Below are 23,833 nucleotides of genomic sequence, written 5' to 3' on the forward strand. Positions count from 1 at the left end.
GTCAGCAGCAGCGAAACCCGCTCTTGCCGCCGTAACGCGCGTCCTGGCGCTCGCGGAAGAAGGTGGGGTAGTCCATCACCGGCTTGTCGGGGTGTTTTTCCAGCATGTGGCGCACGTAGTTGTCGTAATCGGGAATGCCGCAGCACAGGCGGGCGGTCTGTATCAGGCGCCGCCAGATGCGGCGATGCACCTGGTACTGGCTGGCAAGAACGAGTTGGGTGCCCATTACAGGTCCGCCATCTGGTGTGGCTGCAAGGCCACGTACGGGGTTTCGCGATCACTGCGCTGCGGATTGCGGCGCGCTATCACGATCGTCGTGACCGCGTAGACCAGGATCGATCCCACCACGAACAGGAACAGCACCGTCAGCCCGGTGTTGACGTAGGCATTGGTGACGATCTGCTGCATCTGCGCCACCGTCTTGGCCGGCGCGGTGATGGTGTTGCCGGCGATGGCGTCCTGGTACTTGTGCGCCTGCGCCAGGAAGCCCTGCGCCGGGTTGCTGTCGAAGATCTTGATCAGCCCCGCATACGTGGTGCAGATCAGCAGCCACAACGCCGGCACCAGCGTGACCCAGGCGTAGCGGTCGCGCTTCATCTTGAACAGCACCACCGTGCCCAGCATCAGCGCGATCCCGGCCAGCATCTGGTTGGAGATGCCGAACAACGGCCACAGGGTCTGGATGCCGCCGAACGGATCGATCACGCCGGTGTAGAGCAGATAGCCCCACAGCGCCACGCAGCCGGCCGTGGCGATGATGTTGGCGGTCCACGATTCGGTCTTCTTCAGCGCCGGGATGAAGTTGCCCAGCAGGTCCTGCAGCATGAAGCGGCCCGCACGTGTGCCGGCATCCACTGCGGTCAGGATGAACAGGGCTTCGAACAGGATCGCGAAGTGGTACCAGAACGCCATGGTGTCTTCGCCCGGCAGCAGATGGTGCAGGATCTGCGCGATGCCCACCGCCAGGGTGGGCGCACCACCGGCGCGTGCCAGGATGCTGTGCTCGCCGATGTCGCGCGCCGTGGCTTCCAGCACCTCGGGCGTGATCGCAAAGCCCCACTCGGACACCTTGGCCGCAACGGCCACCGTGTCGCTGCCGACCAGCGAGGCCGGGCTGTTCATGGCGAAGTAGATGCCCGGCTCGATGATCGATGCGGCTACCAGCGCCATCACCGCCACGAACGATTCCATCAGCATGCCGCCATAGCCGATGTAGCGCATGTGGCCTTCGTTGGCGAGCAGCTTGGGCGTGGTGCCCGAGGCGATCAACGCGTGGAAACCGGAGACCGCGCCGCAGGCGATGGTGATGAACAGGAACGGGAAGATGCCGCCTTTCCACACCGGGCCGTCGCCGGTGGACGCGAACTGGGTCAGTGCCGGCATCTTCAGGTCCGGCATGACCACCACAATGCCGATCGCCAGCGCCAGGATCGTGCCGATCTTGAGGAAGGTGGACAGGTAATCGCGCGGTGCCAGCAGCAACCACACCGGCAACACCGACGCGACGAATCCGTAGCCGATCAGCATCCAGGTGATCTGCTTGGCGGTGAAGGTGAACGCCGGGCCCCAGCTCGGGTCGGCGGCGACCTTGCCGCCCAGCCAGATCGCGCCCAGCAGCAGGATCAGGCCGACCACCGAGATCTCGCCGATCTTGCCGACCCGGATGTAGCGCATGTACACGCCCATCATCAGCGCGATCGGCATCGTCGCGATCACCGTGAACATGCCCCACGGGCTTTCGGCCAGCGCCTTGACCACCACCATCGCCAGTACCGCCAGGATGATGATCATGATCAGGAAGGCGCCGAACAAGGCGATGGTGCCGGGTACCTGGCCCATTTCCTCGCGCACCAGATCGCCCAGCGAGCGGCCGTTGCGGCGGCTGGACAGGAACAGCACCACGAAGTCCTGCACCGCGCCGGCAAACACCACGCCGACCACCAGCCACAGCAGACCGGGCAGGTAGCCCATCTGTGCGGCGAGCACCGGGCCAACCAAGGGCCCGGCACCGGCAATCGCGGCGAAGTGATGGCCGAACAGCACGTGCTTGTTGGTGGGCACGTAGTCCAGGCCGTCGTTGTTGGCTACCGCCGGCGTGGCGCGGGTCACGTCCAGCTGCATCACCCTGTCGGCGATGAACAGGCTGTAGAAGCGGTAGGCGATCAGATAGATCGACACCGCCGCCACCACGATCCACAGCGCGTTGATGTGTTCGCCGCGGCGTAGCGCCACGGTGCCCAGACAGAACGCGGCCAGCAGCGCCAGCGCGCCCCAGGCCAGCTTCGAGAACCCTTTCATGCATGCCCCTCAGGAACGATTCACCCAAGGGTCGCCCTCTGCCCGTCCAGGGTCAATGGCGCCGTTCCGGGCCGGGGTAAAACTTTAGTTGTAGAGCGTCTTGTCGCCCCATGCCGGATCGCGCGACTGCGCCGGTGGGTTTTGGAACGATCGGTTGCGCCGGTCGTGGTTGGGCCGCGTGCCGGCTGCATCCATTATTCGAGCCAGTCATTCGTGCAGGGAGAGGTCGATGAGCGTCACCACCACCGCAGCGGCCCACGTGCTGCGCACCATCCGCGGCATGCCGACCTCCGACGGCGCCGGGGTCAAGCTGACCCGCGTGATCGGCACCCAGCAGCTGCCGGATCTGGACCCGTTTCTGATGCTCGACGAGTTCGGCACCGAAAAGGCCGAGGACTACATCGGCGGTTTCCCAAGCCATCCGCATCGCGGCTTCGAGACGGTGACCTACATGCTGGACGGGCGCATGCGCCACAAGGACAACCACGGCAACGAGGGTCTGCTGACCCCGGGCAGCGTGCAGTGGATGACCGCCGGGCGCGGGCTGATCCATTCGGAAATGCCCGAGCAGGAATCCGGGCGCATGCGCGGCTTTCAGTTGTGGGTGAACCTGCCGGCGCGCGACAAGATGACCGACCCCAGGTATCAGGAGTACGCACCTGAAAGCATTCCGGTCGCGCAGCCGGCGCCCGGTGTCACGGTCAAGGTGATCGCCGGGGCGGTGGGCGAGGTGCGCGGCCCGATCGTGCAACCGGCCACCGAGCCGGTGTACCTGGATATCGCGCTGGCGCCGGATGCGGCTTGGGACTACGTATTGCCCAGCGGCCACAACGCGTTCGCCTATGCGTTCGAAGGCGCGGTGACGGTGGGCGAGGGCGATGCCGCGCGCGCGCTGCCGGCGCAGGAACTGGCGGTGCTGGGCGGCGGCGAGCGCTTGACGCTACGGGCCGGTGCCGATGGTGCGCAGCTGATCCTGGTGGCGGGCCGCCCGCTGAACGAGCCGGTGATGCGGCACGGCCCGTTCGTGATGAACACCAAGCAGGAATTGATGCAGGCCTTCGTCGATTTCCAGGAGGGACGGTTTTGAGCCGGCGCGCTGCAGCCACCGTGGGGCAGCGGCATGAGTGACCGGCCTGTCAGTGTCCGCACCGGCGCGGTGCCGTACACCGTGAGCATCCATGACGGTCGGCACAGCTGGAGCGGCGACACCCAGCCGGCCAATGGCGGGGCCGACGCCGGGCCGGATCCGGAGTCGCAGGTGTTGGGCGCCCTGGGTGCCTGCACCGCGATCACGGTGTCGATGGTGGCCGCGCGCAAGCAGTGGCCTTTGACGGCGGTGCATGTGCATCTGCATTACACCCAGCGCGGCGCGGCGGGCACGGTGATCACGCGGCAGATCGATCTGGAAGGCACGCTGGACGATGCGCAGCGTGCGCGCCTGCTGGACGTGGCAGACAAGTGCCCGATCCATCGCCTGCTCACCGGCGAGGTGCGGATCGAGACGGCATTGCAGGGCGACGGCGACGCGTCAGGGTTTGAAGCGGAATCTTGAAAACGCAGGCGAGCCGCATGCGGGTGCTCCGCCGGCTCGCCTGAAAGACCGCGTCAGGTCGGCATGCCCTGGCGCGTCACGATCGATTGCGTCAGCGCTGCAGTGCAAGGCTGGCCGGCTGCAGATCCATGTTCTGCACCAGCGACTGCATCGAAGCCAGTTCCTCGGTGCTGGCGCCGTCGATCCATAGTTGCGCGTAGCGCTTCTTGCCAAGTTCGACGACGGTGACGCGGCGCGATTCCATGCCCGGCAGGTCGCGGCCGCCCAGGTCGAGCTTGTACCAGTAGACGTCTTCCTGCTGGATCTGGCCTTTCTCCGCGCGTCGGTCGCGCGCCAGCGTCATCGCCGGGTCGCGGGTGGTCAGCATCACGCCCACCACCTGGCGACCGTCTGCGGTCATGGCCTTGCAGACCAGATAGTCCGCGCCCGCAAGCTCGCTCCAGTGCAGCCCGGAGGCTGGCGGCAGCGGCGGGCAGACCGGTGAGGTTTGGGCGTGAACGGTGGCGGCGGCCAACAGCAGGCTCAGGCCGACAAGACAGGATGCGGACTTCATTCAAGTGTTCCCCGGCGTTGGATGTGTGCGCAGGGACAGCGTCGTCCACCGTGTCGCGGCATCAACCTGTGCGCTCCCCGCCCGGCTGTGCCCCGCACGCAACCTGTCCCCAACCTATGCCGCCATCACTACCACAGGTGTGGTTGCAAGCTCAAGCGCAATTCGCAGGCGCGGCTGCAATCGGTCGTGTGCGCGGGCACTTCCGTTTCGGGACCTGGGTGCGTTGCGTGGCGCCTGCGCACGGCTGACTGCGGTCAGGGGTAGTTGACCGGTTTGGGGGCCGGGGTTTCCGGCAGCGGAATGAATTCCTTGTCGTCGCCGGGAATGCTGCCGAAGCGACCGGCCTGCCAATCGTCCTTGGCCTGCTCGATGCGTTCCTTGGAGCTGGAGACGAAGTTCCACCACAGGTGGCGCGGGCCATCCAGCGGCTCGCCGCCGAGCAGCATCGCCTTGAGCGGCGTCCTGGCACGCAGGCGCCCGCGGCTGCCGGGCGAGGGCACGATCAGGTGGCGCGCGGGCACGTCGGCGCCATCCAGGCGCGCCTCGCCTTCCAGAATGTAGAGCGCGCGTTCGGCGTGGCCGGTGTTCAGGTCGATCTCCGCATCCGGCTGCAGATCCAGCGCGACGTTGAGCGTGCCGCTGAACACCTGCACCGGCGATTCTTCGCCGTATGCGCGGCCGGCGATCACGCGCAGCCAGACGCCATCGCGGCGTTGCTGCGGCAGGCTGGCGGCAGCGTGGTGATGGAAGGCTGGCGCGGTCTCTTCGGCCAAACGCGGCAGCGCGATCCAGGTCTGCATGCCGTGCAGCGCATGCGTGCGGGCGCGCTCGGGGCCTGGCGTGCGTTCGGAGTGGGCGATACCGCGGCCGGCAGTCATCCAGTTGACGTCGCCGGGGCGGATCACCTGGTCCGAGCCCAACGTATCGCGGTGGCCGATCTCGCCGGACCACAGGAAGGTGACCGTGGCCAGGCCGATATGCGGATGCGGGCGCACGTCGATGCCGTGATCGGGTTCCAGCACCGCCGGGCCAATATGGTCGACGAACACGAACGGGCCGACGCTGCGCGCCTGCAGCGTGGGCACGGCGCGGCGCACTTCCAGCCCGCCGATGTCGTGCACGCGGGGAGCGATCAAGGTGGTCATGGCGGCGGCTCGGATCGGCTGAAGTGATCGCCAGCTTTGCATGCGCGCGCGCGGCCGGGCGAGCGCTCCACCAAGACAGATCGTCCCGGAGGCAGTGTCTCGCGGCAGCACTGGCTGTGTGTCTTCGATGGCGAGCGGCGCATGTCGCGCGATTGCAGGTGACCATCGCGCGCTAGAACAGCTGTCCGGAGGTCGTGGTGTCCATGGCGATCTCGCCGCGCCGCGAGGCCAGCCGATCGGCCAGGCGCGTGGGCTCGGGCAGGCGATAGGCGCGCAAGGTGCGTAGCGTCCAGTCGAGCGCGCCCTGCATCGAGACGCGATGGCCGGGCGAGACGATCAGCGGATTGCAGCGCAGCTTGCTGCGCAGCGCCCAGCCGATCTGCGTGCCGCCCAGCAGGATCGGGCTGTGGTCGCCGCGCTCGGGCCCCGGCTCGACGAAGCTGCCTGCCAGGCGTTGCTTGGCCACGCCGATGCTGGGCAAGCCGGTCACCACGCCAAAGTGCGCAGCGATGCCGAGCTTGCGCGGATGCGCGATGCCCTGGCCGTCGACGAAGACCAGATCCGGCGGGCGCGAGAGCAGTGCCAGCGCCTGCAACAAGGCCGGCAGCTCGCGAAAGCTGAGCAGGCCCGGCACGTACGGCATCGACGTGGGCACGCGCGCGATGTGCGTTTCCAGCGGCATCAGCGTGTCTGCATCCAGTAGCACCGCTGCCGCGCGCGTGGTCTGGCCGTCGTCTTCGAAGCCGACGTCGAAGCCGGCGAGCAGCTGTGGTGTTGCGCCGACCTGGTCCTGCAGCAGCACGTGGTGTGCCAGTTGCTGTTGCAACTGTCGCGCCTGGATGACGCTGCCATCCCAACCGGCAAATACGGGATCGATCGTTTGCATGGCCGCAGCATCGCGCGCTGGCCGTGGCGGTGTCGTGCACGCCTGCGATGCGCTGGCTGCCGTTACAATCGCAGGCTGATCGGCCCCCAATCGGAGAACCGTAGTGACCCGTAAACTCGTACTGCTGCGCCATGGCCAGAGCCAATGGAACCTGGACAACCGTTTCACCGGTTGGGTGGATGTGGAACTCACCGAGCAAGGCCGCCAGGAAGCCGCTGCGGCCGGCAAGATGATGAAGGACGAAGGCCTGCAGTTCGATGTGGCGCACACCTCGGTACTCAAGCGCGCCATCCATACGCTGCAGGGCGCGTTGAAGGAACTGGACCAGGACTGGTTGCCGGTGTCCAAGAGCTGGCGCCTCAACGAGCGCCACTACGGTGGCCTGCAGGGGCTGGACAAGGCCGAGACGGCGGCCAAGCACGGCGAAGAACAGGTCAAGATCTGGCGCCGTTCCTACGACATCCCGCCGCCGGCGATGGACGTCGACGATCCGGGGCATCCGTGTCATGACCGTCGCTACGCCACGCTGGACCGCAATGCATTGCCGGGCACCGAGTCGCTGGCGACCACGCTGGTGCGCGTGCTGCCGTACTGGCACGACGCGATCGCACCGCAGTTGAAGGACGGGAAGACGGTGCTGGTGACGGCGCACGGCAACTCGCTGCGTGCGCTGTACAAGTACCTCAACGCGGTCTCCAACGAGCAGATCCTGGAGCTCAACATCCCGACCGGCATCCCGTTGCTGTTCGAGCTGGACGACGACCTGCAGGTGCAAAGCTACCGCTATCTGGGCGACCCGGAAGCGGCCAAGCGCGCCGCCGAAGCGGTGGCCAATCAGGGCAAGGCAAAATAATCGTCGCATCCGCTGGCTGCGCTGCGTGCATGGCGCGCAGCGTGGCGTGGGTTTCGCAGCGCACGCTCGAACGACGCGTGCGGTTTCGACATGCGAGCGGCGCTTGTTCGTGGATCGAACAGGCGCCGCTCGCGTGTGTTCTTGCAGGGAAGACATGATGTCCAGCAAACGTAAAAGGCAACAGATGAGCGCCACCTACTGCCGCGCGTATCTGGTGACGTTGGGCCTGCTGTTGGGTGGTGGCAGCGCCGCGTTCGCGTTCCTGGCCTGGGGCAGCGTGTCCGCTTCGGCGCTGGGCGTGGCGCTGCTGATCTGCGTCATGGGTGTGGCGCTGCTGGCGTTCGGTTTTTTGGGGCCGTCGCGACAGATGGAATCCTGGGCGGAGGCAGCGTCCGGGCATGAGGTCGCGCTGCTGCTGATGGCGCTGGCGTATCCGGTGTATCTGCTGATGGCACCGATGTACGCGCGCAAATGACTGCAGTCGATGGCGCGCTGCTGCGCCGGGCTGCTGGGTGGTGTCCGCGGCGGTAGATGGCGCTTGCACGCGCGTGCCCAGGCGACGCGCGGTGCGGGGTGGGGCCTTATGTGTTCTTCGATCAGGTGCGTCACCGGACGTCAGGGCGTTGCGGTGCCGTTGCAATGATTGTGCGGTTGGTGTGTCTGCGCTGATTGCCTACTTTTTTGACTGCGTCAGACGCGGTCGTATGCCTTGGAGAATGGAAAGATGTTGAGCAAATTCGCGCCTCTGTCGCTTGCGGTGGCCATCGCGGTGACGCTCCCGGCGTGCGGCAGTTCCGACGACACCGCCAAGCCGGCACCGGCCGCAACGCCGGCCGCGCCGACCAGGGTGGATGTGTCCAAGCTCGATGCACCGATCGTGGCCTTCGGCGTCAACGACCTGGATCCTGCCCTCAATGCGTGCCAGGACCTCAACGGCTTCGTCAACGCCAAGTGGCTCAAGGCCAATCCGGTGCCATCGGACCGCACCAGCTGGGGCAGTTTCGAAGTGCTGGCCGAGCGTTCGCTGACCATCCAGCACGCGCTGGTGGAGCAACTGGCGCGCGGCAACCTGTCGGCCGGCTCGGTGGACGCCAAGATCGCCGACCTGTGGCGCACCGGCTCGGACGAAGCGGCGATCGACAAGGCCGGCATCACGCCGCTGCAGCCGCAGTTGAAGGCGATCGATGCGCTGACCGATGCGCCGTCCATCGCCGCGTGGTTACGCGACAGCTATGCCAAGGGCCAGGGCTTCCTGTTCTCGTTCGTCGCCAATGCCGACTACAAGCATTCCGAGCAGATGATCGCCTACGCAGGCCAGGGCGGTCTGGGTCTGCCGGAAAAGGGGTACTACACCGATCCGGCGCAGGCCAGGATCCGTGAGCAGTACGTGGCCTATATCGCGCGCGTGCTGGCATTGTCAGGCGTCCCGGCAGCGCAGGCGGCCACACAGGCCAAGGCGGTGATGGCATTCGAAACGCGCCTGGCCAATGCCTCGTTGTCGCGCATCGAACTGCGCGACCCGGCCAAGCGCTATAACCCGGTCGATGTGGCTGGTGCCAATGCCATCACGCCGCACTTCGATTGGCAGGCGTTCTTCAGCGCGCTCAAGGTGCCGGCCGGCACGTTCTCGCTGAGCCAGCCGGGGTATTTCGCCGGGCTCGACGCAATGCTGGCCGACACGCCGGTGGAGACCTGGAAGGCCTACCTGCGCTTCCACAGCGTCGACGAGGCAGCGCCGTATCTGGCCAAGCCGTTCGAGCAGGCCAACTTCGATTTCTATGCCAAGACGTTGCGTGGCCAGCAGGACATGCTGCCGCGCTGGAAGCGCACCTTGAACGCAGTCAACGAGGCGATGGGCGAGGCCCTGGGCCAGCTGTACGTGCAGTCGGCCTTCCCGGCCGAGTCCAAGCAGCAGATGCAGCAGCTGGTGCAGAACCTCTCGGCGGCACTCAAGGCGCGGCTGGAAAAACTCGACTGGATGAGCGCGGAAACCAAGCAGCGCGCGCTGGAAAAATGGGCCAGTTTCACGCCCAAGATCGGCTACCCGGATCAGTGGCGCGACTGGTCTGGCCTGGAGACCCGTGGCGATGGATTCCTGGCCAACATGCAGGCGGCGCAGGCATTCAACTATCGCTACATGCTGGACAAGATCGGCAAGCCGGTCGACAAACGCGAGTGGCATATGACCCCGCAGACGGTCAACGCGTACTACAACGCCACACGCAACGAGATCGTGTTCCCGGCGGCGATCCTGCAGCCGCCGTTCTTCGATCCCAAGGCCGACCCGGCGTTGAATTACGGCGGCATCGGCGCGGTGATCGGGCACGAGATGATGCATGGCTACGACGACTCGGGCAGCCAGTTCGATGCCAAGGGCAACTTCGATACCTGGTGGACCGATGCGGACCGCAAGCTGTTCACCCAACGCACCGATCAGCTGGTGGCGCAGTTCGACGGTTACGAGGCGATCCCTGGCGTCCACGTCAAAGGCAAGCTGACCTTGGGCGAAAACATCGGCGATCTGGGTGGCTTGACCGTGGCCTACGACGCGCTGCAGATGGCGTTGAAGGAACAGCCCGGCGCCAGCAAGGACATCGACGGCTATACGCAGGACCAGCGCTTCTTCATGAACTGGGCCACGGTGTGGCGCCGCAACTTCACCGATGGCGAATTGCGCGTGCGCCTGAACACCGACCCGCATGCGCCGGCCAATTTCCGCGCCAATGGTGCGCCGTCGAACATGCCGGCCTTTGCACAGGCGTTCCAGTGCAAGCCCTGCGATGCGATGGTGCGGGGGGACAAGGATCGCGTTGCGATCTGGTGATCGGCGCGCCTGCAGCACGCGCGGTTGCGACCGCGCGTGCTGCAAGGCGAGCTGCGCTGGCACGACGATGCAGCGCAATCGCCCGAGGTGCGGTCGCGCGAGCCGGCAGCGAGCGTGTGGCGGCGTGGTGCGGCGACGATGATGGGCTGGTTGTCGTTGGAGTCGCAGTTGTAGTTCTGCTGTTTACGCGTGCAGCGCGCTACTGCAGCTGCGTCACGATCTCGCGTGCCATCGCGCCCAGCGGCAGGATGCGGTCGGCGCCGCCGCGTTTGATCGCTTCCTTGGGCATGCCGAACACGATGCTGGTGTGTTCGTCCTGCGCCACCGTGCGCGCACCGGCCTGACGCATTTCCAGCAGGCCGGCGGCGCCGTCGTCGCCCATGCCGGTCATGATGATGCCCAGCGCGTTGCTGCCGGCCGCACGCGCGGCCGAGCGGAACAGCACATCCACCGACGGACGATGCCGGTTGACCGGCGGGCCTTCCATCACTTCGACAAAATATTGCGCGCCGCTGCGGCGCAGCAGCAGATGCTTGCCGCCGGGCGCGATCAGTGCGCGGCCCGGCATCACCCGGTCGTTGTTGGCGGCCTCTTTCACTGCGATCTGGCACAGGCCGTTGAGGCGCGCGGCGAAGGCGGCGGTGAATTTCTCCGGCATGTGCTGCACGATCACGATGCCGGGGCAGACGCGCGGCAGCGCGGTCAGCACTTCTTCCAGCGCCTGGGTGCCGCCGGTGGAGGTGCCGATGGCGACGATGCGCTCGGTGGTCTGCGCCAGCGCGCGCCCGCTTTGCGCCGGCAGGATCACATCGGCGGTGTGCTTGACCTCCGCTTCCAGCGGCGCTGCGGCAACCCGCGCGGCCAGCCGTTTGACGTTGGCGCGTGCGGCGCTGCGCACCGTATTGACCAGTTCCTCGGCCGAGTCGGTGAGGAACTGCTTGAGCCCCAGCCGTGGCTTGGTCACCACGGCCACCGCACCGGCGGCCAGGGCATCCATGGTGACGCGTGCGCCTTTTTCGGTCAGCGTCGAACAGATCACCACCGGGGTGGGGCGCTCGCTCATGATCTTGCGCAGGAAGGTGATGCCATCCATGCGCGGCATTTCCACATCCAGCACGATCACGTCCGGCCATTGCCTGCGCATCTTCTCGATGGCCAGCAACGGGTCGGCCGCGGTGGCGATGACCTCGATGTCGGACGCGTCGTTGAGCACGTTGACCAGCACCTGGCGCACCACCGCCGAGTCGTCGACGACCATGGCCTTGATGGGATTGGGGCTGGCGGCGGGGCGGTTGAAAGCTGTCGACACGGCGGATCCTTGGCTCAGGCCTTGCGGAAGATCGAGGGTGCCACCTGGACCAGATCGATGTCGAGTTCGCTCAGGCTTTCCGAATGACCGATGCAGAAATAACCGCCCGATTTGAGGTTGGACAGCACGCGCAGGATGACCTCGCGCTTGGTCTGACCATTGAAATAGATCATCACATTGCGCAGGAAGATCGCATCGAAGCTGCCCAGCATCGGCAATGCCGTGTTGAGGTTGGCATGCACGAACCTGACCCGGTCGCGCAGGCGGCGCTCCACCAGCAGGGTGCCCTCGTACTCGCCCTGACCACGCAGGCAATAGCGCTTGAGATACGCCTGCGGAATGCCGTCGATGCGTTGCAGGGCGTAATGTCCGGTGCGCGCCTTGGCCAGCACGCGGGTGCTGATATCGCTGCCGACCACTTCGAACGCACGTCCCTGCAAGCTGTCGTCCAGCACCATCGCCATGCTGTAGGCCTCTTCGCCGCTGGAGCTGGCCGCGCTCCAGCAGCGGAACGGCAGGCCGCCGCGATGTTCGCCGGCCAGCTTGCGCAGCAGCTCGAAGTGCTTGGGCTCGCGGAAGAAGTAGGTTTCGTTGGTGGTCAGCAGATCGATTGCGGTCTGGATCTCGGCGCGGTCCTGACGGCTTTCCAGCAGCTGCAGATATTGCGTGTAATTGCTGAACCGATGTTCGCGCAGGCGCTTGCCCAGGCGGCCGCACAACATGGCTTTCTTGCCGGAGGAAATGCTGATGCCCGCCGCTTCGAAGATGAAGCGCTGGAAGCGGCCGAATTCCTGTTCGGTGATGGCGGTGGCTGTGTTCATGGTCAGGCCACATCCGCATCGTTGGGCAGTGCGTTGCCGCACAGGCGGGCGATGCGCACGGCGTGTTCGCGCCACCATTCCGACAGCATCGGCCCGGGCATCGGCGAGCCCATCAGGTAGCCTTGGGCCAGATCGCAGCCCAGCTCGCGCAGCAGGCGCCAGTCGTCCGGGGTTTCCACGCCTTCGGCCACGGCGGTGAGTTCGAGCCGGTGCGCCAGCTCCAGCGTGGATTCGAGCACGGTGCGCTGACTGCGGCTGCGATGGGCGGCATGCACGAAGCTGCGATCCAGCTTCAGTTCGGTGAAGGGAATGCTGACCAGGCGCTGCAGCGAGGAAAATCCTGTGCCGTAGTCGTCGATCGACAGGCCGAAGCCGTGCAGGCGCAGACGCGCCAGCATGCTCAAGGCATTGGCCGGCTCCACGATGGCGCTTTCGGTGAGTTCCAGCACTAGATCGGAAGGGCTCAGGCCGTTGTCGCTCAGCTTGCCGCACAGTTGTTCGAGAAAGCCCTGCTCGCCGAGCAGGTTGGGCGACAGGTTCAGCGCCAGACTCAGCTCGAAGCCTTCTGCGCGCCAGTCCACCAGTTGCGCGACCGCCAGGTCGATCACCTGCTGGGTCAAGGCATGGATCAGGCCTTCGCGTTCGGCCAGCGGAATGAAGCGGTCCGGCCCGATCATGTCGCCTTGCGGGCGGCGCCAGCGGGCGAGTGCTTCCACACCGCGCAGGCGACCATCCTTGAGATCGAGTTTGGGTTGGTAGGCCACACGGATTTCGCCGCGGCGCATGGCCCGGTCCAGCCGCGACGCTGCCGCGCCACCACTGGACATCAACGGCGACATCGCGACCTGTGCAAGTGCAGGTGCGTTTGTGGGCAGTTCCGGTTCGCACTCCAGCACGGTGGCCAGGTCCTGCAGATGCATCGGCTTTTCGATGCCGCCGAGCACGTGCACGCCGGCGGTGCGGCTGAGCTGCATCACCGCATCGATCAAGGCGCCGCCGCGCTGCGAGACCACGACCACCGGCACGCTGTGCTTGCCGCGCGCCAGCGCATCGAGCAGCTGCACGCCGTCCATGCCTGGCATTTCCAGATCGATCAGCAGCAGCGATGGCGCCACTGCGCTGCTCAACCAGGCCAGCGCGGCGTGGCCATCGACAGCGCCGTCGACCGCGACGGCGCCGAGTCGGCGGCACAGCGCCATCGCGTGTTCACGCTGGACCACGCTGTCGTCGACGACCAGTACCGGGCCGGCCAGCGCGCAGCTGCAGGAGAGAGGGGTGGGGTGCATGGGAATCCTTACGTGCGTGCCGAACATGTCAGGCTGCCAGGTCGGCGACAGGCAGTTGGGCGAGTGCGTCGTTGCCCAGCACCGCATCGGCGTCGAGCAGGATCACGAAGCGTTCGCCGATCCTGGCCATCGCCTGGATGCACTCGCGTGCGATGCCGGCGCCAAAACCGGGTGCGCCTGCGATAGCGTCGGGCGCGATTTCAAGCACTTCGCTCACCGCATCCACCAACAGGCCGAGCACCTGATGCTTCTCGCCATGGGCGATCTCCACGATCACGATGCAACTGCGTTTGGTGATCGCGCTGGCGTTGCGGCCGAAGCGTTGCTGCAGATCCACCACCGGCACTACCGCGCCGCGCAGGTTGATCACTCCGCGCAGGGCCGGCGGCATCATCGGCACGTCGGTGGGCGCTCGGTATTCGATGATTTCCTTGATGCCGAGGATGCCCAGGCCGAACATCTCCGTGCCCAGCAGAAAGGTCAGGTATTGCTGCGGTGCCGTCGATGACGGCGCAAGCGTGGTTGTCGTGGTGCCGGCTGCGCTGTGCGGTTGCATCGTCGTTTCCTCAGAAGCTGGCGAACTGCGAGTCGTCGATCGCATCGGCGGTGGCGGCCACCGCACTGATCTGGCGCACGTTGGTACGACGCGGCGGCGCGCTGATCGCGGTGCCGCTGCTGTGTGGCGTGATCCGGCGCGGGCCAGGCTTGTTGCTGTTCGATGCCACCGCGCGCGAGTCATTGCCGAGCCGGAAGAAGCCCATCAACTGCTGCAGTTGTTCGGCCTGCGCGCTCATTTCCTCCGAGGTGGCGGCCAGTTCTTCGGCATTGGCGGCAGCCGACTGCGTGGTCTGGTTCAACTGGCCGACGGCGGTGTTGATCTGGCTGACGCCGGCAGTCTGTTCTTCGGAGGCGGCGGCGATTTCCTGCACCAGGTCGGAGGTGCGGCGGATCGAGGGCACCATCTCGCCGAGTACGCGGCCAGCGCTTTCGGCCAAGTCCACGCTGGAGCCGGCCACCTCGCCGATCTCCTGCGCGGCGATCTGGCTGCGCTCGGCCAGCTTGCGCACTTCCGCTGCGACCACCGCAAAGCCCTTGCCGTGTTCGCCGGCACGCGCGGCTTCGATCGCGGCGTTGAGCGCCAGCAGATTGGTCTGGTAGGCGATGTCGTCGATGATGCCGATCTTCTTGGCGATGTCCTTCATCGCCACCACGGTGGCGCGCACGGTGTCGCCACCGTCGGCCGCTTCGCTGGCGGCCTTGGCGGCCATGCTGTCGGTGACGCGCGCGTTCTCGGTGTTCTGCGCGATGGAGGCGGTCATCTGCTCCAGCGAGGCGCTGGTCTCTTCCACGCCGGCCGCCTGTTCGCTGGCGGCCTGGGCAAGCGCCTGTGCGGTGGCGCTGACCTGTTCGGAGGCGCTGGCCAGGTTCTCGGCGTTGCGGTTGACCTCATCGACGATCTCGGTCAGCCGGCTCATGGTGGTGTTGACGTAGCGCTGCATGTCGGCGAAGGCGCCTTCGTAACGACCCTCCACGGTGTGGGTGAGGTCGCCGTCGGCCATCGCTCCCATCACCTGGATCACTTCGGAAATGCTGCGCAGGTTGCCGCGCGCACGCTCCACGGTGTCGTTGATGAAGGCCTTCTTGCCCGGTAGCTGCGCCAGCGGTGCATCGAAGTTGCCGCGGCCGAATTCGGCCACCACGCCCATCGCCAGTTTCTTGACCGCGATGTGCGCGCCCACCATCTGGTTGATGCCGGTGGCCATGCTGCGGAAATCGCCGTCGAAACCGCTGCTGTCGATGACCACATCGATATCGCCGGCTTCGTGCTCGGCCGACATGTGGTTGATCTCGCGGATCAAGCCGGTGAGGTTGCCGCGCACCTGTTCCAGGGTTTCGTTGATGAAGCGCTTCTTGCCCGGCAGCAGCGGCAGTTGCGCGGTGAAGTTGCCTCGGCCGAACTCGGCCACGCAGGCGATGGCCTGCTTCTTGACCGCGATGTGGCTGGCCACCATCGCATTGACGACTTCGGCCATGCGGCGGAAATCGCCGGTGAAACGTTGCGTGTCTATGACCACGTCGATATCGCCGGCATCGTGCTCGGTCGCCATGCGGTTGACCTCGGCGACCATGCCGGTGAGGTTGCCGCGGATCTGGTCGACGGTCTCGTTGATGAAGGCTTTCTTGCCCGGCTGGCGTTCCAGCTCGGCGGAGAAGTTGCCTCGGCCGAACTCGGCCACGCAGGCCATGGCCTGTTTCTTGACCGCGATGTGGTTGGCGACCATGCGGTTGATGCCTTCGCCCATTGTGCGGAAGTCGCCGTTGAAGCGTGCCACGTCGATGCGCGCGTCGATCTCGCCGACGTCGTGTTCCTGCGAGACGCGGTTGATCTCCTCGTTGACGTGGGCGATGTTGCTTTGCACCTTGCGCAGTGCACGTAACACCTCGCAGGCCTGCTCGTCGCGCAGCTGCGGCATGGCGGCGTCGAAGTTGCCGCGCGCGAATGCATCCAGCGTGGTGGTGGCAAGCTCCAGCGAGCCGGTCGCGATGCGGATCGCGCGGAGCAGCAACGCACCGCTGACAAGTGCGGCGAGTACGCTGGCGGCGAGCAGGGCGCCGTGCGACAGCGTCAGCGCAAAGCCGGCGACCACCACCACGACGGGCAAGGCAAGGGCGAGGGCGGCGGTGAACCACAACTGCGTGGCGATCGGGAAACGGTGTGACATGGCGGCAGCTTCCTGGGGGTCAGGGAACAACGGATGATGCGGTGATGTGGGGGAGTGCTGGTGCGGGTGCAGGTGCTCAGGCCGCCAGCGCGTCCTGGTTTGGATGCAACTGCTGGAGCAGGCTGGGCACATCGAGAATCAGCGCGACATCGCCGCTGCCCAGGATGCTCGAGCCACTGATGCCCTTGACCTGTGCGAAGACCTTGGACAACGGCTTGATCACGGTCTGCCATTCGCCCAGCAAGGTGTCCACGACAAGGCCGAAGCGCTGGGTGCCCTGGCGGATCACCACGATGCTCTCGCGCGCCGGCGTCCTGCCGCCGAGTGCGAACAGTGCGCGCAGGCGCACATACGGCAGCACGCTGCCACGCAGGTCGATGTAGTCGCTGCTGTAGTCGGGCGTGAACTCCACGCATTCTTCCACCACGTCCAGCGGCACCACGAACACCGACTTGCCGACGCCGACCTGGAAGCCGTTGATGATGGCCAGCGTCAGCGGCAGCCGCACCGAGATGGTGGTGCCCACGCCCGCGGCGCTGTCGATCTCCACGGTACCGCGCAGCGCGGTGATGTTGCGCTTGACCACGTCCATGCCCACGCCGCGGCCGGACAGGTTGGTGACCTTTTCGGCGGTGGAAAACCCCGGCTCGAAGATCATCGAGAACACCTCGCGATCGCTGAGCTGGCGGCCTGGCTCGATCAGGCCGCGTTCCAGTGCCTTGGCCAGGATGCGCTCGCGGTTCAGGCCGCCGCCGTCGTCGGTGATCTGGATGACGATGCTGCCGGAGTCGTGATAAGCGTTCAGGCCCACCGTACCGCGTGCGGGCTTGCCGCGCGCCACGCGCACGTCTGCCGGTTCGATGCCGTGATCCATGGCGTTGCGCACCAGATGGGTGAGCGGGTCGCCGATCTTTTCCACCACCGACTTGTCCAGCTCGGTGTCTTCGCCGGCCACGACCAGCGCGATGTCCTTGCCGAGTTCGCGCGCCACATCGTGCACCACGCGCTGGAAGCGGCTGAAGGTGCCGCCGATCTTGACCATGCGCAGTTGCAGGGCGCTTTCGCGCACCTCTTCCACCAGGCCGGCCAGGATCGAGGCCGATTCCAGCAACTGCGCGTCGCCGGTGCGCTGTGCGTTGGCATTGGTGCCGGCCACCGCGATGATGAGTTCGCCGACCAGATCGATCATGCGATCGAGCTTGTCGGCGTCCACGCGGATCGAGCGTGCGTCGGTGTTGCGTGCGCCCGTGTCCTGGGCTGCGCGTGCCGACGTTGCAGCCGGGACGGCCGCCAGCACGCCGACGACCGGCGCGGCGGTAGCCACGACCGGCTGGCTTGCAAGCATGGAGATGGCATCTACCGGTGCTGGCACCGAGACAATCTCCAGATCGCAGTCTTCGCGTACGAACTCGAACACGTCTTCGATCGCGGCGCGGTCGGCATCGCTGCGCAGCAGGATCTGGAAGCCGAGATAACTGGCTTCCGGATCGAGTGCCTCGAAGCTCGGCAGCTGGCTGACGTCGGTATTGATCGACTCGACCGAGCCCAGCCCGCGCAGATTGCGAATCAGCTTGAGCGGCGAGTTGCCGTAGCGCAGCGCGTCGGCGAACAGTTTCAGCGTGATGCGCCAGTAACCGCTCTGTTTTTCCGGGGAGCTGTGTTGGATGGCCGTGGCAGTGACACCGCAGGCGCTGACCTGCAGGTAGGTCTGCAGTTGCGCCAGCAAGGGCTCGGCCTCTGCAGCCAATGCGTCGGCATCGGCGTGAGCGGGATCGGCGGCGGTTTCCACCAGGGCATGGATGTGGTCGCAGCACACCAGCAGCAGCCCGATCAGTTCCGAACTCAGCGTGAGCGCGTCATCGCGTACCAGGTCCAGCACGCTTTCCACGACATGGGTGAAGCCGACCAGCTGCGGCAGATCGAACAAGCCGCCTGAGCCCTTGATGGTGTGCGCAGCGCGGAAGATCGCATTGACCGCATCCGGCGAGGATTCGCCACGCTCAGCTTCGAGCAGATGACGTTCCATGTCTTCGAGCAGATCCCGGCTCTCGGCCAGGAAGGTCTGCATCAGTTGGTTCATATCCATGCGCGTCGCCAGTCTGTCAATGAATGCGTTCGCCGATACCCGCAACCGCATGCGGGTACAGCGCTTCGAGCAGGCCAAGCAGTTCGATCACATCGACCACCGCGCGGCTGGAATCGGTCAGCGAAAATGGCCGGCCGTCGGCCTGGATCGCCTGCTTGGTCGCCAGCAGCAACTGCAGGCCGGTGGTGTCGATCTCGCTGACCGCCCCCAGGTCCAGATGCAATCCGCCCGGATGCAGCAAGGCCGGCTGCAGCAGCGGCTTGAGTTCGGCAGCGCGACGGATGGTCATCTCGCCTTCCAGGGCAAGCGTCAGCGGCGCGGGTAGATCGGACAGTTGGGTGTTCATTGGTGCCTCAAGCGATGCGATGGGCACGGATGCGTGCCTGACGCGGAAGAAGGTCGCTCCGGCGTGGCTTGCGTGGGCAACTCTGCACACGGGGATCACGCCGGTCCATGCAGGTATCGGCGCGTGTCGGAAATATTGAGGCCAAATTCACTACGCTGAAGGATTTGAGAGATCCATCACTGCCTGGGCCTTAACTGCTCAGCTTTGTCGCAAGCAGGCTCGGGAAACCAATGTCCTGGACAGTCCCGCAGGGCAGCTAGCCAGCTTTCGGCCGATTTTGTTCATGTGTGTGGCCTGGATCGGCGCGCCGCCGTTCAGGAGATGCGCATGAACCAAGCAACCTGGGACATGCATCGGCATCGCCCGGGGCGATGGGCGTCAGTGAACATGCCGCATCGGGTCGGATTCACCGCGCGCCCTGCCTGCGACGCGGTCGAGGCGTCCTTGCGTCCTGCACGGTCCGGCACGGTGCGCAAAGCAGGCGCAACCGCTTGGCCCGCTCTTCTATCTCGGCGCCAGCATCGTCAGCAAACCGCGCGCGGCATTGAAACGGTCCGCACCCTCCGGCAGCGGCAGCTTGATGCGCAGTTTGTCCGGGCCGTCCATCGTGTAGATCTTCGGCTGCTTCTGGATCATCTGGATCACCGCGACCGGGTCGATCGCCGGTTTTGCTTCAAAGACCAGCCGGCCGCCGTTCTCGCCCAGGTCCAGCTTGCGCACACCCAGCGCATTGGCCTGCAGCTTGAGCTCGGCAATCGCGAACAAATGCTTGACCGGGTCCGGCAGCAGACCGAAGCGGTCGATCATCTCCACCTGCAATTCGCGCAGCGCATCGGCATCGCGTGCGCTGGAGATGCGCTTGTACAGCGTCAGGCGCGTATGCACGTCGGGCAGGTAATCCTCGGGAATCAACGAGGCCACATGCAGCTCCACCTCGGCGCCACGCACTTCGTCGCCGGCATCCAGATCCGGCAGCTTGCCCTGGCGGATGCTGCGCACCGCGCGTTCCAGCAGCTCGGTGTAGAGGCTGAAGCCGACCTCGGCCATCTGCCCGCTCTGGTCTTCGCCCAGCAGCTCGCCGGCGCCACGGATTTCCAGATCGTGCGTGGCCAGGGTGAAGCCGGCGCCGAGCTCGTCCATCGACGCGATCGCCTCCAGGCGCTTTTCCGCATCGGCGGTGATCGAGCGACGGTCCGGCACCACCAGATACGCGTACGCGCGGTGATGCGAGCGGCCGACGCGGCCGCGCAGCTGGTGCAGCTGGGCCAGGCCGAAGCGGTCGGCGCGGTTGATGATGATGGTGTTGGCGTTGGGAATGTCGATGCCCGACTCGATGATCGTGGTCGACAGCAACACGTTGAAGCGCTGCTTCTGGAAGTCCAGCATCACCCGCTCCAGCTCGCGCTCGGGCATCTGCCCGTGGGCGATGCCGATCCGCGCTTCCGGTACCAGCTCGGACAACTCGCGCTGCATGCGCACGATGCTTTCCACATCGTTGTGCAGGAAGTACAGCTGCCCACCGCGACTGAGTTCGCGCTGGAAGGCCTCGCGCAGCAGCGCGTTGTCCCAGGCGGTGATGAAGGTCTGCACGGCGAGCCGGTTCGGCGGCGGGGTGGCGATGATCGACAGATCGCGCAACCCGGCCATGGCCATATTGAGCGTGCGCGGAATCGGCGTGGCGGTGAGCGTGAGCAGATGCACGTTGGCGCGCATCGCCTTGAGCGCTTCCTTCTGGCGCACGCCGAAGCGCTGCTCTTCGTCGACCACGACCAGGCCCAGGTCCTTGAACTTGACGTCCGGCTGCAGCAGCCGGTGCGTGCCGATGATCACGTCGATATCGCCGCTGGCAACCTTCTCCAGCTCGGCCTTGATTTCCTTGGTGCTCTTGAAGCGCGACAACACTTCCACCTTCATCGGGTAATCGGCGAAACGGTCGCGGAAATTGCGGTAATGCTGCTCGGCCAGCAAGGTGGTCGGCACCAGCACGGCGACCTGCTTGCCGGCACTGGCGGCGGCAAATGCGGCGCGCACGGCGACCTCGGTCTTGCCGAAGCCGACGTCGCCGCAGACCACGCGGTCCATCGGCTGGCTGCTGCCCAGATCGCGCAGCGTCGCATCGATGGCCGCCAGCTGGTCGGTGGTTTCCTCGAACGGAAAGCCGGCCGCGAACGGCTCGTACATCGCCCGGTCCACCTGCAAGGCCAGACCGGCGCGCGCGCGTCGGCGGGCCTGGATTTCCAGCAATTCGGCCGCCACGTCGCGGACCTTTTCGGCCGCCTTGCGCTTGGCCTTGGTCCATTGCTCGCCGCCCAGCGAATGCAGCGGCGCGGTCTCGGCCGAGGCGCCGGAATAGCGGCTGATCAGATGCAGCTGCGCCACCGGCACATACAGCCGGTCGCCCTTGGCGTATTCGATTTCCAGGAACTCGCCGGGCATGCCGCCGGCATCGAGCACGATCAGCCCGCGGTAGCGGCCCACGCCGTGGTCTTCGTGCACGATCGGCGCGCCTTCGGACAGCTCGCCCAGGTCGCGGATGATCGCTTCCGGCTCACGTCCGACCCGGCGGCTGCGACGCGGTTGGTTGGCGCGCTCGGGAAACAGCTGGCGCTCGGTCAGTACCGCAATCTGCGGAGCGTCCAGCGCAAAGCCGTCTTCCAGCGGCGACACGGTGATGCCGAAGCGCAGCGTGGTGGCAGCTAGGAAGGCCGGCAGGTCGGCGACGACCTCCGGCTTCAACTGCGCGGCGGCCAGCACTTCCATCAAGGCCTCGCGACGACCGGCGGTATCGGCCGCCACCAGCACGCGGCCGGGGTAATGGTCCAGGAACGAGGCCAGCGCCTGACCGGCCGGCGCGTCTTTTGCCGCCACCGGCAGCGGCGGCAACGGCTGGTCGCCGAGGGCGGCGGCCTCGGCGATGCGCGGATGATCGCTGGCCCAGACTTCGATGCGCGCCAGCTTGTTGAGCCGCTCGCGCAAGGCGTCCGGCGATTGATACAGCTCATCCGGCGTCAGCAGCGGGCGTTCCACATCGTGGCGGCGTTGCTCGTAGCGGTCCTGGGTCTGCGCCCAGAACGTGTCTGCCGCATTGGAGACGCCGGTGGCGACCAGCGGCAACACGCGCTTGTCCAGATAATCGAACAAGGTGGCGGTCTTGCTGAAGAACATCGGCAGGTAATACTCGACCCCCGACGGCGCCAGGCCCGATTTCAGGTCCTGGTATAGCGCGCTGCGCCGGGTGTCCACGTCGAAACGCTCGCGCAGGCATGCCAGCACGCGCTCCACGCTGGCATCGTCCATCGGCACTTCGCGGCCGGGCAGCAGCTTGACGGCCGCGACCTTGTCCAGCGAGCGCTGCGATTCCGGGTCGAAAGCGCGGATCGAATCGATATCCTCGTCCAGCAGCTCGATCCGCAATGGTGTGGCTTCGCCCATCGGAAACACGTCGAGCAGGCCGCCACGCACCGCGAAATCGCCCGGGTCCATCACCTGCGGCACGTTACGGTAACCGGCGCTTTCGAGCCGGCGTTTTTCCGCATCCAGATCCAGCTGCTGGCCGACCTTCAGATCGAAACTGCCGCCGACGATGTAGCTCAGCGGCGCCAGCTGCTGCATCAGCGTCTGCACCGGCACGATCACCACGCCACGGGTCAGTGCGGGCAGCCGATGCAGCGCCGCCAGACGCTGGCTGATGATTTCCGGGTGCGGGCTGAACTGGTCGTAGGGCAGGGTCTCCCAATCGGGAAACGGCACTACCGGCAACGTGGCGTGCTCGCCGAGCAAGGCGTGCAGATCCGCCTCGATCTGATGCGCGCTCTGGTTGTCGCGGGCGATCACCAGCAGCGGGCCGGCATGCGCCTCGGCGGCGCGTGCGATCGACCAGGCCAGCGCAGTCGGCGAAGACGGAGCGCGCCAATAGGCGCGGAGCTGGCCGGACTTGGGCAGCGGCGGAGAGGGAAAGGTGGTTGGCGACGGCATCAGCCGGCAATTTTATCAGAGCACCCACCGCGGCCGGTCCATCCGGCGTGAAAGCCGGCCTCGGCCCGCCTGCGCAGAAGCGCGTTGCAGAATCCTGCTTTACCTATCGACTTGCTCGTACTGGACACCCCTGGGCCATCAAGCCGGTGGACCAGATGCAGTCGCAAGCGTAGTCAAAAGCCCAGTCGGTTGAGGGCGCGGTGCCCTCACCGCTTGCGGGACACGCCGTGAACCCATCCCCGGGGGCTCGGTGGCGGCATCCATGCCGCCACACGGTCCCGCAACCGGCAAGGGCACCGCACCAGACAGTTGGCTGGTTGGTTGCTTAAAAGGCGTATCCGTTGATCGGTCAGCGTTAGGGGGACGCTTCCTTGTAAAAACAGCAGACCACGGTGCCTGCTCTTACCAAACACACCGACCATCTCGACTGGTCCTTGCCGGCCCACCGTCGTGGGACCTTACGCGGCATGGATGCCGCGTAAGAGCTTACAAGGACGTACTTGCAGCGTGTCCCGCGATGGTGGGCCGGCAAGGACCCTGCAGCCAGGCCACAGCCCAACCGCTCCAAGCCGCTTCACGAATCCCCAATCCCCAATCCCAGCCCCTCAGGCATCCAGCTCCAGCACCATGCGCACCAGCTCCGGCGAATCCGGATGCGGCTGCGGCTTGAAGCCTAGAGACTCAGCCAGTTGCAGCATCGGCACATTGCTTTGCAGTACGTCGCCGAACAGGCAATCCAGGTATTTGCGCCGTGCCCACTTGACCAGCTTGCGCATCAGCTGCCGTCCCAGCCCCTGGCCGGCGACGAAGCTGCTGACCAGGATGGTGTACTCGGCCTGGCGGGTGCCCGGCACCAGCGCCGCCCGCGCCACCGCGCCGACCAGGGCTTCGCCCGGCGGCAGCTGCTCGGCGGCAACCAGCACGATTTCGCTCTTGGGGTTGGGATGGGTCAGGCGCTGCACCATCTCCGGGGTGATTTCGGCGGAGGAACGCACGAAACGCGCGCGGATTTCCTCCGGTCCCAACAGGCTGAAAGCGCCCTGCAGCGGCGGACCGTCCTCGGGACGGATCGGGCGGAGCAGGAGCGTGCGGCCATTGGGCAGACTGAAGTTTTCATGCCAGGGAGGCATGCGATTGCGAATGGCCATGACCGGTGTTCCTTAAAGATCGGAAGAT

Annotated in this window: 19 protein-coding genes; 5 read left to right on the forward strand and 14 right to left on the reverse strand. The window is 66.1% G+C overall.

Going from position 1 to position 23,833, the window contains the following annotated elements:
• Position 1: 1 nt before the first annotated feature.
• On the reverse strand, positions 2-226 hold the full coding sequence (locus tag XaplCFBP3123_RS11075; protein ID WP_016904074.1) for a YbdD/YjiX family protein: 225 nt from the start codon (positions 224-226) through the stop codon (positions 2-4).
• On the reverse strand, positions 226-2,298 hold the full coding sequence (locus XaplCFBP3123_RS11080) for a carbon starvation CstA family protein (RefSeq protein WP_104534079.1): 2,073 nt from the start codon (positions 2,296-2,298) through the stop codon (positions 226-228). Before XaplCFBP3123_RS11080 ends, XaplCFBP3123_RS11075 begins: the two co-directional genes overlap by 1 nt.
• A gap of 229 nt (positions 2,299-2,527) precedes the next feature.
• On the opposite strand from XaplCFBP3123_RS11080, the gene XaplCFBP3123_RS11085 reads away from it, so the two are divergent.
• Positions 2,528-3,385: a pirin family protein gene (locus XaplCFBP3123_RS11085; protein ID WP_104534080.1), complete on the forward strand. Its 858-nt coding sequence runs from the start codon at positions 2,528-2,530 to the stop codon at positions 3,383-3,385.
• A gap of 33 nt (positions 3,386-3,418) precedes the next feature.
• On the forward strand, positions 3,419-3,850 hold the full coding sequence (locus tag XaplCFBP3123_RS11090; protein WP_104534081.1) for an OsmC family protein: 432 nt from the start codon (positions 3,419-3,421) through the stop codon (positions 3,848-3,850).
• Positions 3,851-3,941: 91 nt separating this feature from the next.
• Here XaplCFBP3123_RS11090 and XaplCFBP3123_RS11095 read toward each other — a convergent pair whose 3' ends face one another.
• The 3 genes from XaplCFBP3123_RS11095 to nfi all read right to left on the reverse strand — a co-directional run bounded on the left by XaplCFBP3123_RS11095 (position 3,942) and on the right by nfi (position 6,434).
• Positions 3,942-4,403 (reverse strand): hypothetical protein, encoded by a 462-nt coding sequence (locus XaplCFBP3123_RS11095; RefSeq protein ID WP_104534082.1) that lies wholly within the window; start codon positions 4,401-4,403, stop codon positions 3,942-3,944.
• Between the two features lie 254 nt (positions 4,404-4,657).
• Positions 4,658-5,548 carry a pirin family protein gene (locus tag XaplCFBP3123_RS11100; protein WP_104534083.1) on the reverse strand — a complete coding sequence of 297 codons (891 nt, stop codon included), beginning with the start codon at positions 5,546-5,548 and terminating at the stop codon, positions 4,658-4,660.
• Between the two features lie 172 nt (positions 5,549-5,720).
• Positions 5,721-6,434 (reverse strand): deoxyribonuclease V, encoded by a 714-nt coding sequence (nfi, locus tag XaplCFBP3123_RS11105; protein WP_104534084.1) that lies wholly within the window; start codon positions 6,432-6,434, stop codon positions 5,721-5,723.
• A 103-nt stretch (positions 6,435-6,537) separates the two neighbouring features.
• On the opposite strand from nfi, the gene gpmA reads away from it, so the two are divergent.
• The 3 genes from gpmA (at position 6,538) to XaplCFBP3123_RS11120 (ending at position 10,111) form a co-directional block, all read left to right on the forward strand.
• Positions 6,538-7,287, forward strand: a complete 750-nt coding sequence (gpmA, locus tag XaplCFBP3123_RS11110) for a 2,3-diphosphoglycerate-dependent phosphoglycerate mutase (protein ID WP_104534085.1) — start codon at positions 6,538-6,540, stop codon at positions 7,285-7,287.
• Positions 7,288-7,444: 157 nt separating this feature from the next.
• Positions 7,445-7,762 carry a hypothetical protein gene (locus tag XaplCFBP3123_RS11115; protein ID WP_104534250.1) on the forward strand — a complete coding sequence of 106 codons (318 nt, stop codon included), beginning with the start codon at positions 7,445-7,447 and terminating at the stop codon, positions 7,760-7,762.
• A gap of 249 nt (positions 7,763-8,011) precedes the next feature.
• A complete protein-coding gene (locus XaplCFBP3123_RS11120; RefSeq protein WP_104534086.1) occupies positions 8,012-10,111 on the forward strand; it encodes a M13 family metallopeptidase in 2,100 nt (699 codons plus the stop codon).
• A 199-nt stretch (positions 10,112-10,310) separates the two neighbouring features.
• Here the strand turns inward: XaplCFBP3123_RS11120 and XaplCFBP3123_RS11130 are convergent, their stop codons facing one another.
• From XaplCFBP3123_RS11130 to XaplCFBP3123_RS11170, 9 genes are all read right to left on the reverse strand, one after another.
• Positions 10,311-11,438: a protein-glutamate methylesterase/protein-glutamine glutaminase gene (locus tag XaplCFBP3123_RS11130; protein WP_172453232.1), complete on the reverse strand. Its 1,128-nt coding sequence runs from the start codon at positions 11,436-11,438 to the stop codon at positions 10,311-10,313.
• Positions 11,435-12,241, reverse strand: coding sequence for a CheR family methyltransferase (locus XaplCFBP3123_RS11135; RefSeq protein ID WP_104534088.1), 807 nt, complete (start codon positions 12,239-12,241; stop codon positions 11,435-11,437). The genes XaplCFBP3123_RS11130 and XaplCFBP3123_RS11135 overlap by 4 nt, the downstream gene beginning before the upstream one ends.
• A gap of 2 nt (positions 12,242-12,243) precedes the next feature.
• Positions 12,244-13,527: an EAL domain-containing response regulator gene (locus XaplCFBP3123_RS11140; protein ID WP_104534089.1), complete on the reverse strand. Its 1,284-nt coding sequence runs from the start codon at positions 13,525-13,527 to the stop codon at positions 12,244-12,246.
• Positions 13,528-13,555: 28 nt separating this feature from the next.
• Positions 13,556-14,083, reverse strand: coding sequence for a chemotaxis protein CheW (locus tag XaplCFBP3123_RS11145; RefSeq protein WP_104534090.1), 528 nt, complete (start codon positions 14,081-14,083; stop codon positions 13,556-13,558).
• Between the two features lie 10 nt (positions 14,084-14,093).
• Positions 14,094-16,250, reverse strand: coding sequence for a methyl-accepting chemotaxis protein (locus tag XaplCFBP3123_RS11150; RefSeq protein ID WP_104534091.1), 2,157 nt, complete (start codon positions 16,248-16,250; stop codon positions 14,094-14,096).
• A 76-nt stretch (positions 16,251-16,326) separates the two neighbouring features.
• Entirely contained in the window at positions 16,327-18,336 is a 2,010-nt protein-coding gene (locus XaplCFBP3123_RS11155; protein ID WP_104534092.1) for a chemotaxis protein CheA, read from the reverse strand.
• A 16-nt stretch (positions 18,337-18,352) separates the two neighbouring features.
• A complete protein-coding gene (locus XaplCFBP3123_RS11160; RefSeq protein WP_104534093.1) occupies positions 18,353-18,682 on the reverse strand; it encodes an STAS domain-containing protein in 330 nt (109 codons plus the stop codon).
• A gap of 504 nt (positions 18,683-19,186) precedes the next feature.
• Positions 19,187-22,657: a transcription-repair coupling factor gene (gene mfd, locus XaplCFBP3123_RS11165; RefSeq protein WP_104534094.1), complete on the reverse strand. Its 3,471-nt coding sequence runs from the start codon at positions 22,655-22,657 to the stop codon at positions 19,187-19,189.
• A gap of 605 nt (positions 22,658-23,262) precedes the next feature.
• Positions 23,263-23,805, reverse strand: coding sequence for a GNAT family N-acetyltransferase (locus XaplCFBP3123_RS11170; protein ID WP_024939889.1), 543 nt, complete (start codon positions 23,803-23,805; stop codon positions 23,263-23,265).
• Between the last annotated feature and the right edge of the window lie 28 nt (positions 23,806-23,833).

Source organism: Xanthomonas arboricola pv. populi (genome assembly GCF_002939945.1).
Taxonomy (GTDB): domain Bacteria; phylum Pseudomonadota; class Gammaproteobacteria; order Xanthomonadales; family Xanthomonadaceae; genus Xanthomonas; species Xanthomonas arboricola_A.